This is a genomic window from Amnibacterium sp. (assembly GCF_051956055.1).
Taxonomy (GTDB): domain Bacteria; phylum Actinomycetota; class Actinomycetes; order Actinomycetales; family Microbacteriaceae; genus Amnibacterium.
Genome location: NZ_JBQCGC010000029.1, coordinates 1 through 12,592 on the forward strand (window position 1 = coordinate 1; position 12,592 = coordinate 12,592).

A 12,592-nucleotide genomic window follows, 5' to 3' on the forward strand; every position below is an offset into this window, starting at 1 on the left:
GGCGGATCGCGGTCCACCGGTTCGGGTGATCCGGTCCCGCCTCAGCGAGCATCCGCAGCGCCCGCTCACGCATCTCCGGGCTGTACGTCGTCATCGGTTCCATCCTGACTCTTCAGTCGGAACGAAACCCAGGCCGAATCAATCCGACGATTCGAGCCATGCTCGTGACCATCGACGCGATCGCCGAACGCTTCGCAGACGAGGACAGCGACCGCCTGTGGTCGAGACTCACCGATCGTTCGCGACCCGCCATCTGGTTCCAACTTCTGCCGATCGATGACATGGGCGCCGCCGAGAGCCTCTACATCAAGATGAACTCACGCGGGAAGCCACTCACGGAGTTCGAGGCCTTCAAGGCACATCTGGGACAGCTGGTCGGCGATGTCGGCGGTTTCGAGCAGTTCGGGCATCGAATCGACGGCGAGTGGACCGACGTCCTGTGGCCCTACCGCGGCGACGACGACATCGTCGATGACGAGTTCATGCGCTACTTCGACTTCCTCATGGAGGTCTGCGAGTGGCGCGAAGGCCGACTGGGATCGTCCAGCACCGAGTCGCCTGCTGATCGCATCAGCCGCCTGCTCGGCTCCACGAACGAACGCCGGCATGAGCACCTCGCTTTCATCCGCTTCGCCTTCGACACCTGGGTCGACGAGCCCTCCATCGCCCAGTACTTCGACGAGCTCTTCGCGCTCGAGAGCGACGGAGTGCGCGTTCGATTGTTCGGCGCGAACGCGACCACCGACCTGTTCGCTGCATGCCTTCGGCGATACGGCGAAGCCCGTGGAGCGACGCGGGTGTTCTCTCTAGCCGACACACTCCTGCTCCTCGCCGTCCTCGAACACCGGCGGTACGGCTCCGCCGATCCGCATGCGCGCCTGAGAACCGTGCGGAACGTGAGCGAGGCTTCGCAGTTCGAGCTTCGCGTCACCAACATGCCGAACCTCACCAGTGAGACCTCGATATTCACGCGAAGCGGTGATCTGGAGTCGCTCCGCACGTTTAACGCCAACCAGGTGCGGGACGAGGCGCTCAAGCGCGAACTTCTGGACTCGACGCCGGATGTTGCCGAAGCCGTAGGCCGGCTCGAGGACCATCCGATCCTCAGGGGCACGCTCGCTGCGTTCGATCTCGACGAGTCCATCAGTGCGCGAGCGGCCGCGTTCGATGCCTTATTCGTTTCAGAACGCTTTCCGCTCCTCACTGGCGCCCTACTCGCCGCAGGCGAGTACCAGCGGAACATCCCCAACTCGGACCAGCACCGCTTCGGCTCGCCGAGTGCGGACAACGTCTGGCGATCCGTCCTGGTCGATCGCGGTGACCGACAGTCGCTCGAACAGGCCCGACTCGCACTACGACGGATGCTCGATCAGGTCGCCACCTCCCCCGACGACCCGAGCGCTGCCCTGATGGCCTTCTCGGATCAGTTCACGGTCGATCGGGCGGCACGGAACCACTTCGACTGGCGCTACCACCTCGTGCAATACCCGACCATGCGAGAGGGCGGCAGCGGCATCTACTACGGGGCGCACGAACGGATCGGCTACGAGTTGACCATGCTGCGGAAGACCGCGCAGAACAGCTACTACCGAGACGCGTACCTCTATGCGATCTGGTGCGAAGCCGGCCGGCCGGTCGAGGTCAAGGATCCGTGGTTCTCCGGCTACTCGACCACTCCGCGTTGGATGGAACTGGTTCGCAGCGGGACCGCGATGCGAAGCGTGGAGAGCGGATTTGCGATCCGTGAGTCCGCAATACTCGGCGAGGCGCGGGATCGCCTCGCCGAGCTCTGCGCCGCGGGCGGCGGAGTTCGCGACGGCCCGGGCTGGCTCATTCAGCTGACCCAGGAGGATCATGACGGAGGTCCGGTCGACACAATCGACCGGGTACAGCGCGGGACGGAACTGCTCCAATCATTTATCGCGGCTGGTCTGTGACAGGAGCGTCGCGCTCGACGGCGCGAGTCACAGACGGCGTCGCGAGCATCCGCGTCACTCGAAGGCCGATACGGACTTGTTTTGCTTCACCACATGCAGCACCGCAAGAGCGGCCGCGGTATCGAGCCCGGTGCCGGTGGACTCGACTCCCGACATGGTAGGTGTCGAGGTAAGGCGAAGAGGCAAGGAGGTGGTCGAGCGCAGCGCCAATGTCACCTTGCCGCCTTTAGTGCTGCTGAAGCAGGGGTAGGCACCTGTGGAGGCCAGCGCTTCGAACCTGGTGCTGTCCAAAGTTACAGAGCCCGGACAGTCCTCGGGCTCGGGATATTGCACTTCGAGGCCGGTCAACATGACGTTCGCTGGAACCTATTGGTCCCGGTTGGCGTGTCGTAAGCCCTGGTTACCTCGGCACGTACCTGGTGCCGGTCAGCGCGACATGCGGTCGAGCTGCTGACAGTCAGGCGTCGTCCACGTACCGTCCCCCGCGTGCCGTATGAACCAATGAACCTTGGCCCGAACCAGCACCTGGGGTGCGGGCGAGGCCCGGACGGAGGTCTCGTCGGCCTGATCTTCGAGAACGGCACCAACAAGCTCGTCAAGCATGCCGTGTGGGCGGAGACCGACGGCAACGACTACCAGCACCACCTGGCCGAGCCTGGCCAGCGGACTGAGCCCAAGCCGCTTACGCCCGAGCAGCAGATCCTCGCCGAGGCTCTCACTCAGCTCCTCACGCTGGCCGTCATCCAACTCACGCCGGTGGTGAAGCGTTGGTGGGAAGATACGCTCCTGCCGGCTGCCAAGTCCGCGATCAAGCGCTTCATCGAGTCCGTCAAGGCGCGGCGAGAGCGGGCTTCGGTAGATCCCACTGAGCCCTCAGTCGTCTACATCGCCAAAAAGACAAACGCTAAGACCGCAATCTCCGAGGCAAACGTCACGATGACGAAAGCCGAGTGGGCCAAGCGCTACCAAGCGATGCTCGATGCCAGCCAGTTCTCCGAGGAGCAGCGCCGGCTCCTGTCAGTCGCGCGGATCGTTGACGCCGAGGGCGATGCCAAGGCTGAGCTGACTCCTGTTCAGTTCGCCGAGCGCGTCCAGCTGAAGATTGTGGCGAACCCAGAGGTGCTCGAGGAGGAGAACGCCGCACAGGTGATGCGGGTCATCGTGGGTCAGAAGGCCATCGGCCCCTAAACCCAGTCCCCGCAGAGCGCTCGGATTTGGGTCACAATCCGAAAGAATGAAAAGGCCCGTGAGTGATACAGCTGGTCTTGTTCTCACCGCCTCCCGCGGTGGAACGCAAGCGCGCAAAAAGATCAGCAGCGAGGAGATCGTCAGAAGGTTGGGATCCACCACATCGAGGACATGGTCGACTTGTTGCCCGGCGCGCTGGCGTCGAGCGCGACGTTCCAGCACTTCGAGGAGGGCCCCCATCACCAGGGCGACCCCGACGAACTCGATCCCGTGAACTCTGAAGGCCTGACCGGGCAGTGCGAACACCAACGCTGCGAGCAACGTGCAGACGAACAGCGACAGCGTCTGTGCAGCTCGCGAGCGCAGCTCCATCGCCGCCGCACTCGCGTGCACTGTGCGGAGACGCCGACGAAGAGCAGCCTCAGCAGAGCGGTACTCGCACCGCCCGATATGACTGCGAATGTCTTCCAGGACGACTTGCCGCGATTGTATTGCGGGCGTGCGGCGCCGGTGCTGCTCCGGCCAACGTCGGGTTCGGGTGGTACCTCAGGGTCAGAGCCGGAGCGTGGTCGGTTCACGACGGGCTGACGCGATGACCTGACCGTCGCCGAGATGATCGACGCCGGATGGCGGTGCAACATGCGCCGTTGACGGACCACTTCACGGTTTGTCACCGACGAGCACGGACCCGCGCCTCCGAAACTGGCACACACAATCGCTGATCAGTGCGAGATTGGACACGCTGTCCGGACGGTCTTGATCGAGTGCGCGATTTGCGGGAGCATCCTCAGCCCAGGGCGCAAGAGCGATCCTCATCAGGCGATTCGCCCGACTCCAGCCCCCACAGAAACCCCACAACCTCCTGCGACACGCCGCGATCTCCTGCGATACCGATAATTTGAGAAGTCAGGGTTCTTCCTGGTCAATACTATCTTCTGCGATCTCTTGACTATCGGTAAGGCTTTCGGATTCGAGTTCGAGTCCCTGCGGGGGGGGGGGGGCACATCTCGTCCGAGCGCTTCGTCGCCGAACCAAGACGCATCGACGGACGGCGCCGAGCCCGCACCCACTCGACGCCCGCCTCGAGTCGACAGTCCCCGTGCCGAGCCAGCCGCCGCTCGTGGCGCCGCGGGCGAGTTCGACATGCCGGTCACCGGTCCCACGAGCGAGCCGCAGACCGACTCCCTCGGCACCGTGCCCGTCCTAGCACCCGCACTCGGTCTGGGGGTGGCCGCAAATGGTTTGCCTCACTGAGAATCAGCCCGCGGCTTTCGCTCGGCGCGCCACGCGCGAGTCCATGAAGTGCTCCACCGAAGCCCCGACGCAACCGGAGATGCCAACGCGATGACAGCCATGTCCAGCGCACCTGGGCCCCTGCAGCGTGCGGCGCGGCTCGCGTACGCGTTGATGCACTTCCGGCGCGGCAGCATGGTTCGTCCCACCGACCACACGGTGGTCCGCAGCGGCTCCCCGAAGAACGGCGCCAATCGCGTGCTGCTCGTCGCGAACGGGCTCGGGCACGGGTGGGGCGTTTCCTCCCACCGTGCTGCACCAACGGGGCTGCTCGCCGACGGGGTCGCTGCCCGGACGGGTCTCGGCTGCGAGGTCGAGTTCGTCGGCGATGCCGCGATGACGGCGCAGACCGCGCCGCTGTGGCTCGAGGGCCGCATCGACCGGTCGTTCGACTGCGCCGTCGTCGCGATCGGATCGAACGACGCCATGCGGCTGACCTCGGTCCGCGACTGGGAATCCGAGCTCCGGGTCCTCCTCACCACGGTCCGCCAAGGTCTGCCGGTGGGCGCGAAGATCGTCCTGCTCGGCATCCCGGACGTCTACGCGGCGCAGCGGGTCCGGCGGATGAGCCTCCTGCTCCGTCGGCAGGCGCGACGCCTCGATGCGGTCGCTCGAGCGCTGGCGGCCGGCACGCCCGGCGCGGTCTTCGTCGAAGCCCCCGATCTCCGGTCGCACGTCGGGAGCGCGCCCGGTACGGCGCTCTACGCCGCGTTCGTCGACGCGCTCCCGGAGGTCGTGGTGAACGTGATCGGTGCCGGTGCCGCGGAGACCCTCCCCGAACCCGAGACGTTCGGTCATGAGGCGGTCCGCGCCGTCGTCGAAGCCAGGCGCGAGGGATCGCTGCGGAGCCTCGAGGACATCCTGACCCGCGCGAGGGAGCGGTTCGGGGTCATGGACTCCGCCGTCACGATGGTCGACAACGGCCGCGTCTGGCACGTCGCGCACGGCGGTACGGCTCCGATGTCGGTCCCCGCGCCGCTGACGGGCTGCGCCGTCGTGGTCGACTCGGACGCCCCGCTCGTCGTCGAGAACCTCGAGCGCGATCCGCGGTTCGCCGCGAACGGGTTCTTCGACCTCGAGCACGCCCGCTTCTACGCCGGGACGCCGGTCCACGCTCCCGACGGCATGACGGTCGGGACCCTCTGCCTCCTGCACGCGTTCCCGAAGCGCGCGAGCCGCATCGACCTCGAGGAGCTGAAGGCGTTCGCGCTGGAGGTCGACGAGGCGATCCGCGAACTGGTGGCCACCCGCACCGGAGCTGCGGTGCCCGCCCTCGAAGGCGAGCTCGCCCCCTGACGGCGAGGCCGCGAGCGCCCCGGGCTTCCGCGACATCATCGAAGTCGGCTCCCGCTCGGTCCGACCGTCCGATCGGGCGGGCGGGCGCGACACGCCTCCGGAAGACGGCGGAGTCCGGCGAGGGCTGACTAGCGTGCGCGATCACTGATCAGTGAGGAAGCCGAACAGTGCGATTCATCGAGGCCGCGGTGCCCTTCACCGATCGTTGGTACTTCGACCAGGTGCTCGCCGGGGTCACCGAGTCGGCGCGCGCGCACGACGTCGAGGTGCGCGTGGCGGTCCATGCCCCGGGCGCGCAGGCGCATCGGGCGGTCGCCGAGGCGTTCGCGCAGCGGCTCAAGCATCCCGACTGCGTCGGTGCGGTCTCGGTCCTGTTCGACATCGACGCGGAGGACGCGCGGTTGCTGCAGTCCGAGCGGCCGGTCGTGGTGATCGGAGGCAGGAGCGGCGGCCTGCCTTCGGTCTTCATCGACGACGCGGCAGCGGCTCAGCAGGCGACCGAGCACCTCCTGGCGCTCGGCCACGTGCGGATCGCGCACCTCGCGGGCTACGTGCATGCGCCGGACGACTTCGCGATGCGCGGTGACCGCGTGCGCGGGTACAGCGCAGCAATGGCCGCGGCCGGCCTCGAGGAGCTCTCGAACGTCGTGCCCTCGGGATTCGACTACGACGACGCGCGCCGCGCAGCCGCCCGGTTGCTGTCCGGAGAGGACCGACCGACGCGGGTGTTCGCCGTGTCCGACGAGGTCGCGTTCGCCGTGCTCGACGCCGCTGCGGAGCTGGGCGTCTCGGTGCCGCGCGATGTCTCGGTCGTGGGGATCGACGACCACGAGGACGCGGCGCGGCGCGGCTTGACCACGGTCGCGCAGCGTCCGCGCGAGCTCGGGACGGCCGCTGCGGCGCGCCTCTTCGGCGAGGTGCAGAGCGATCAGCAGTGCCAGGACGTGGAACTCGTGGTCCGCGGCAGCACCGCGGCGCCGGTGGGGCAGGAGCCGCGCACCCGGCCCGGGCTGCTCGGCCGGCTCTTCGGCGGGTCGGCCCGCACGGGGCGCTGACGCACCCCGCGACTCCGGGGGCAGCGGCCGCCGCCTCCGGATGTCGGCTCATCCCTCCCGGTTGACCGCGATCGCGGCGCGCACGAGCCCGCGGAGCCCGTCCGCGTCGATGCGTGCGTGCTCCGGGAAGTCGATCGCCCGAACGGTGGCGCTGTCCAAGCGGGTGTTGAAGAGGCCGGTCGGGTCGTCCAGCTTCGCGCCCTTCGGGAAGGTGAGCCGGACGGCTCGCTTCAGGAGGTCCGCGACGCAGAGGTTGCCGTCGCACATCCAGGTCGCGACGCCCTCGGGCCGGGACGGCTTGCGCCACTTGATCGCCTCGACCACGTCGGGGTCGGCGCTCAGGATGACGCCCCGGAGCTCGGCGAGCAGAGGGCCGTGCCAGTCGCCGGCGTTCGCGATGATCGCGTCGATCTCCGCGGCCGCTCCGCTCTCGTCCGTGCTCATCTCCCCATCCTGACCGTTCGGGAACCTGAAGCGGGAATGGTCTCGGTCAGCGCACGATGCGGTGTCGGGGACCGAGGCCTCGGACTGCCCGTGGCATCCTCGAAGCGTGGACGCGGAGGTCGAGCGCTGGCGCGCGCCTCGTCTCCCCCGTCGCGGTGGCCCGTGGGGCTGCTGAGGCTGGCGCTCGCGGGGCTGTGGTGGCGCCGCGGGGTGTCCGTGCTCCTGCTCGTCGTCGCGGTGTTCACCACGACCGCCGCGGCTGCGGCGCCGTCCTACGCGGACTCCGCCCGGGACGCGGTGCTGCGCGCCGCCCTCCTCCGGGCACCCGTGAGCGATCACGGGACGGGCGTGCAGGTGACGACCGAGCTGGTCGGGAAGCCGAACCCGACCGCACTCGAGAACGTGGTCCGGGGTGCGTTCTCCGGCTCCGCGGCGCGGGCGTACCCGTCGCTCGTGATGCAGCTCTCCGTCGTGCTCCACGCCGCGGTACCGGCGCAGCTCGGTGAGCCGTACGTCGCCGTGGAGGATCGGGACGGGGTCTGCGCAGCCCTCCGGATGACGGCGGGCCGGTGCGTCGCCGATTCGGACCGCACCGGCGTGGTCGTCGAGGCGTCGGCCGCCAAGGCTCGAGGCCTGCACGTCGGGAGCAAGGTCGGCGTGGTGCCCCTCGGCGGGAGCGGGTGGCCGTCGGACCTCGTCGTGCGCGGCATCGCGACGCGGCGCGACGCCGCCGCGCCGTACTGGTTCGGCGGGGACTCGGGCAGCAACCAGGACTCGCTGGTCGTGTGGGCGCCGCGCTCGTACTTCACCGCGCTGACCGCACGGTCCGGCGACGGGGTCACCGCGACGGCGGACCTGACGCTCGACGCGCGGGCGGTGCACGTGCGGTCCATCGGGCCGCTGACCAAGGCGCTCGGGGACGCGGTGCGCGCGGTGCAGTCGAGCGCAGGCACCCCGACGGTGTCGACAGCGGTCGAGAAGGTCGTCGGCACCGGGCTGGGCAGCGGCTCCCTCGTGCTCGTGCCCATCGTCGTCACGATCGCGGAGCTGCTGGCGCTCGGCTGGTTCCTCCTGCACACCCTCATCGGCGGCGCGGCCGAGGCGCGGGGCGCGGAGGTGGCGCTCTCCAAGGTGCGCGGGCTGACCGGAGGCCGCACGCTGCTGCTCGTCCTGCTCGAACCGACGCTGCTGCTCATCGCCGCGGTACCGATCGGGGTGCTGCTCGCGGCTGTGGCCGAGCACGCGCTCGTGCCCGGCGTGCTCGGCGACAGCGTCGACGTGCAGATCGGTGCGTTGTCCTGGATCGCGGCCCTCGGTGCGGCGGCGGGCGGGCTCGTCGCCGCAGCGGTCGCGAGCGTCGGCGTGTTCCGCCGCCCGGTGCTCGAGCAATGGCGGCGCACCACCAGGTTCGCCTCCCGCCGCTCGCTCGTCGTCGAGATCGTCGTCGTGGTGCTCGCGATCGCGGGAGTCGCGCAGCTGCGGGTCTCCGGCGCGCTCGCCGGAGGCGCCGCGAACGGCATCGCGGTTCTCGCGCCGATGCTCCTCCTGCTCGCGGGTGCGCTCGTCGCCGGTCGGCTGCTGCTCCTCGTCGCCCGGCTCGGCTTCGGCCCCACCCGCGGCACCGGGGCGATCGCCGCGTTCGTCGGGCTGCGGCAGCTCGTCCGGCGACCGGCGGGGCGGCGGACGTTCGGCGTCCTGGTCGTCGCGGTCGGCCTCGCCGTCACGACGCTCAGCAGCGTCGTCGTCACCACGCAGAACCGCGACGAGCGCGCCCTGACCGACACGGGCGCCCCGGTCGTGCTGCACATCCGGCCCGACCCGCGGACGGCGGCGCGGATCCATGCGGTCGACCCCTCCGGACGGGATGTGACCGCGGTGGCGGAGGTGCCGATCGACTCCTCGACGGCGTCCGGGATCTTCGCCGCCGGCGCCGCCACGAACGCCTCCCCCTCGATGCTCGTGGTCGACCCGAAGGGGTTCGCAGCGGTCGCCTACTGGCGGCACGACTTCGGCTCCGCGCCCCTGACCCGGCTGGTGCGACCGCTGACGGCGCCGGCGCCGGCCGCGCCGGAGGTGACCGGTACGCGGATCGCGATGGACGTCACGGGCACCACCGTGCCGGGCGACCTCACGCTCGCGGCCGACCTCGTCGACGCGCGGGGCGCCCCGGTCACCGCGACCTTCGGCACGATGCGGACCGGCGCCGCCACGTACACCGCGCAAGCAGCCGCGTGCGCCGACGGCTGCCGGCTGCGCCGCGTCTTCGTGACGCAGTCGACCGTGTCGGGTGCGCTGCTGAAGGCACGCTTCACCGTTCGGGCCGTGCGCGGCCTGGACGGCGGCACCGCCACCCCGGCGCGGCCCGCCGTCACCGCGGTCCGCTGGGCGGGGCTCAACCCGATGCCTCCCGGCCAGGTCAGCCCGGCCGAGCAGGTCCACGTCGCCGCGGGAGGGGTCGACATCGCCGTCGCGGTGAGCGGCGCCCCGAGCGGCTCCGCCCCCGGCTTCGGTGCGGTCGCCGGTGCGCCGACCGGCGTGCCCGCGCTCGTCGCCGCCGCCGTCCGCGGGGACTCGGCGTCGCTCATCGCGCAGACCCCGGACGGGGCCGGGATCGACCTCCGGCCGACCGGTCACGTCAGCGTGCTCCCCCGCGTCGGCGACGCCGGCATCGTCGTCGCCCGCGACTGGGTGCTCGCCGCCAGCCCAGGCGGCGCCGCTCACGAGCAGGCCGACCAGCTGTGGCTGCGCGCAGGAGCACCCGCGGACACCCTCCGCCGGCTCCGCGCCGCGGGCGTGCAGGTGCTGTCCGTCGACCGGGCGAGCGAGCGAGCCCGGGTCCTCGCCTCCGAAGGCCCCGCGTTCGCCGCGGCGCTCACGCTCGCGACCGGCGCGACGGCCGTGCTGCTCGCCGCCTTCGCGGTCGTGCTCGGGATGGTGCTGCTCGCCAGGAGGCGCGTGTTCGAGCTCTCGGCGATGCGGGCGCTCGGCATCCGCCGCCGCAGCCTGTTCGGGTCGGTGTTCGTCGAGCAGGCCGCGCTCATCGTCGTCGCGACCGCGTCCGGGCTGGGCCTCGCGCTCGCCAGCGTGCAGCTGTCGCTCGCCGCCGTGCCCGCCTACGCGGACGACCCGCCCTTCCCCGCCTTCCTCGTCGACCAGCCGGTCGCGCTGCTCGTCGCCGGCTGCGCCGCGGTCGTGGTGCTGCTGCTCGCGGCGGTCGGCGTGACGAGCGCGGTGCTGGTCCGGAGCGCCGCCGTGGTGCGGCTGCGGGAGGCGGAGCAGTGAGCGCGGTGGTGGAGGTGCAGCAGGCGGTCTGCATCCATCGCACGGCGGACAGCGAGGTGGTCGCGCTGCGCGGGGCCGACCTGCGCGTGGAGGAGGGCGAGCTCGTCGCGCTCGTCGGGCCCTCCGGCTCCGGCAAGTCGACGCTGATGGCGCTGCTCGCCGGGCTGCTGAAGCCGAGCGCCGGCCGGGTGGAGGTGCTCGGCCAGGACGTCGCGCGGGCCACGGAGCGACAGCTGCTCGCGCTCCGGGGTTCCGGGCTCGGCATGCTCATGCAGGGCCCGGAGCGGAACCTGCTCCCCTACGCCTCCGTCCGCGCCAACGTGGAGCTCGCCGGTCTCGGCTCCGGCATGCGGCCTGCCGAGCGGCGCCGCCGGGCCGGCGAGCTGCTGGACGCCGTCGGGCGCGCCGGCGCGGCGCGGCGATCGATCCGCAGCCTCTCCGGCGGTGAGCAGCAGCGGGTGGCGCTGGCGGCCGCGCTCGTGTCCGGGCCGCGCCTCCTGCTCGCGGACGAGCCGACGAGCCAGCTCGACCATGCGAACGCGGCGCGGATCACGGAGCTGCTCGCCGAGACGCGGGATCGGTGGGGCACCACCGTGGTCGTCGTCACGCACGACGCCGAGGTCGGCGCCGGCATGGACCGGCGGCTGACGATGCGGGACGGCCGCATCGGCGCGGAGGCGCGCAGCGGCGAGCACTACGCGGTGATCGGGCAGGACGGCACGATCCAGCTGCCGCAGGAGCTCGCGGCGAGCTTCCCGCCCGGGGGCCGGGCACGCGTCGTGCGCCGCACGGGGCACATCGAGCTGCATCCCGCGGTCACCACCCCGGAGCGGCAGTCGTGACCGGGGGGATCGCGCTGACCGCCGACGGGATCGGGCTGCGCCGCTCCGGCCGGCCGATCCTCGACGGGATCGGGCTCGCCGTGGGCGCCGGCCGCGCCGCCGCACTCACGGGTCCGTCGGGGTCCGGCAAGACCACGCTGCTGACGGTGCTCGCGGGGTTCCAGCGGCCCGACTCCGGCGCGATCCGGTACGACGGGGTCGAGGTGACCCCGGCGGAGCGCGGCCCGTGGACCGGTCGCGTGCAGCTCGTGCACCAGGCGTTCGGCCTCCTGTCGCTGCTCACCGCGGCGGAGAACGTCGAGCTCGCCCTGCAGGGCCTCGACCGCGCGCGACGGCCCCGCGCTCGGTCGCTGCGCGACGCCGCACGGGAGGCGCTCGACGCCGTCGGGCTGGCGGCACGGTCGGACAACCTGGTGGAGGAGCTCTCCGGCGGCGAGCAGCAGCGCGTCGCCCTCGCCCGCGCGCTCGTCACGGGCCCCGACCTCCTGCTCGCGGACGAGCCGACCGCGCAGCTGGACCCGGCGAACCGGGAACGGATCACCGACCTGCTGCTCGGCCTGCCGGCGGCCGGCGTGACCGTCGTGCTCGCGACGCACGACGAGGAGCTCAGCCGGCGATGCGACCCGCTGTTCGCGCTCCGCGACGGGGTGCTCGAGCCGGCGCAGGCTGCCGCGGGCCGAGGAGCAGCGGACCTGTGACACCCGGGCGCCCAGCGGACACCGTCGAGTAGGAGCGCTCCGCGACACCGCGGAGCGGGAGGGGGACGATCGCGTGACAGGACACCGGAGCCCGCGAGCGGGGCTGCTGACGGCCATCGCGGCCGTCATGACCGTGGTGGGACTGAGCGGGTGCGCGACGGTCGCCGCCACCCCAGGCGCATCCCCGACGAGCACGGGCGCGGCATCCGCACCGACGCCGTCCGCGACCGCCGCGCAGCCACTCGCCTGCCGCGACCTCGTCGATCAGCAGGAGGTCGTGCGCGCCTTCACCCCGCGCGGGACCACCGCGAGCGGGTCGATCACGCCGGTCGCCCCCTGGGACACCCGGCTCCTCGGCCCGGTGGCGGTCGCGGGAGCGGGAGGCCTCGCCTGCGCGTGGCGGGTCGGCACGGGCGCATCCGCCGGCACCCTGCTCGTCGAGGTGCTCCCGGGCGCGGCCTCCCAGTGGAGCGCGCTCATGTACGGCGACGGCCCGACATCCGAACGGCACCGGTTCGCCGGCATCGAGGCCGCCGCCACCTGCGGCGACCCGGGCT

General features: G+C 71.3%; 9 protein-coding genes and 1 pseudogene. 8 read left to right on the plus strand and 2 right to left on the minus strand.

Annotated elements, in window-relative coordinates; translation table 11 throughout:
* The first annotated feature begins 158 nt into the window (after positions 1 to 158).
* Positions 159 to 1,937 (plus strand): hypothetical protein, encoded by a 1,779-nt coding sequence (locus ACTHLI_RS04350; protein WP_440181750.1) that lies wholly within the window; start codon positions 159 to 161, stop codon positions 1,935 to 1,937.
* A 54-nt stretch (positions 1,938 to 1,991) separates the two neighbouring features.
* On the opposite strand, the gene ACTHLI_RS04355 is transcribed toward ACTHLI_RS04350, so the two are convergent.
* Positions 1,992 to 2,288, minus strand: coding sequence for a hypothetical protein (locus tag ACTHLI_RS04355; RefSeq protein WP_440181752.1), 297 nt, complete (start codon positions 2,286 to 2,288; stop codon positions 1,992 to 1,994).
* Between the two features lie 135 nt (positions 2,289 to 2,423).
* On the opposite strand from ACTHLI_RS04355, the gene ACTHLI_RS04360 reads away from it, so the two are divergent.
* The 3 genes from ACTHLI_RS04360 to ACTHLI_RS04370 all read left to right on the plus strand — a co-directional run bounded on the left by ACTHLI_RS04360 (position 2,424) and on the right by ACTHLI_RS04370 (position 6,769).
* The gene (locus ACTHLI_RS04360) at positions 2,424 to 3,125 is read left to right on the plus strand and encodes a hypothetical protein (RefSeq protein ID WP_440181754.1); all 702 of its coding nucleotides are present in this window, start codon (positions 2,424 to 2,426) and stop codon (positions 3,123 to 3,125) included.
* A gap of 1,353 nt (positions 3,126 to 4,478) precedes the next feature.
* Positions 4,479 to 5,714: a GAF domain-containing protein gene (locus ACTHLI_RS04365; RefSeq protein ID WP_440181756.1), complete on the plus strand. Its 1,236-nt coding sequence runs from the start codon at positions 4,479 to 4,481 to the stop codon at positions 5,712 to 5,714.
* A 167-nt stretch (positions 5,715 to 5,881) separates the two neighbouring features.
* Entirely contained in the window at positions 5,882 to 6,769 is an 888-nt protein-coding gene (locus tag ACTHLI_RS04370; RefSeq protein ID WP_440181759.1) for a LacI family DNA-binding transcriptional regulator, read from the plus strand.
* Between the two features lie 48 nt (positions 6,770 to 6,817).
* Here ACTHLI_RS04370 and ACTHLI_RS04375 read toward each other — a convergent pair whose 3' ends face one another.
* Complete coding sequence (locus ACTHLI_RS04375) at positions 6,818 to 7,213, minus strand: DUF1801 domain-containing protein (RefSeq protein ID WP_440181761.1); 396 nt, start codon at positions 7,211 to 7,213, stop codon at positions 6,818 to 6,820.
* 162 nt (positions 7,214 to 7,375) lie between these two features.
* On the opposite strand from ACTHLI_RS04375, the gene ACTHLI_RS04380 reads away from it, so the two are divergent.
* The 4 genes and pseudogenes from ACTHLI_RS04380 to ACTHLI_RS04395 form a co-directional block, all read left to right on the plus strand.
* A complete protein-coding gene (locus tag ACTHLI_RS04380) occupies positions 7,376 to 10,495 on the plus strand; it encodes an FtsX-like permease family protein (protein ID WP_440181762.1) in 3,120 nt (1,039 codons plus the stop codon).
* Positions 10,492 to 11,337: an ABC transporter ATP-binding protein gene (locus ACTHLI_RS04385; protein WP_440181764.1), complete on the plus strand. Its 846-nt coding sequence runs from the start codon at positions 10,492 to 10,494 to the stop codon at positions 11,335 to 11,337. Before ACTHLI_RS04380 ends, ACTHLI_RS04385 begins: the two co-directional genes overlap by 4 nt.
* Positions 11,334 to 12,035 carry an ABC transporter ATP-binding protein gene (locus ACTHLI_RS04390; protein ID WP_440181765.1) on the plus strand — a complete coding sequence of 234 codons (702 nt, stop codon included), beginning with the start codon at positions 11,334 to 11,336 and terminating at the stop codon, positions 12,033 to 12,035. Before ACTHLI_RS04385 ends, ACTHLI_RS04390 begins: the two co-directional genes overlap by 4 nt.
* A gap of 73 nt (positions 12,036 to 12,108) precedes the next feature.
* A pseudogene (locus tag ACTHLI_RS04395) lies at positions 12,109 to 12,592 on the plus strand (hypothetical protein); the annotation flags it as partial.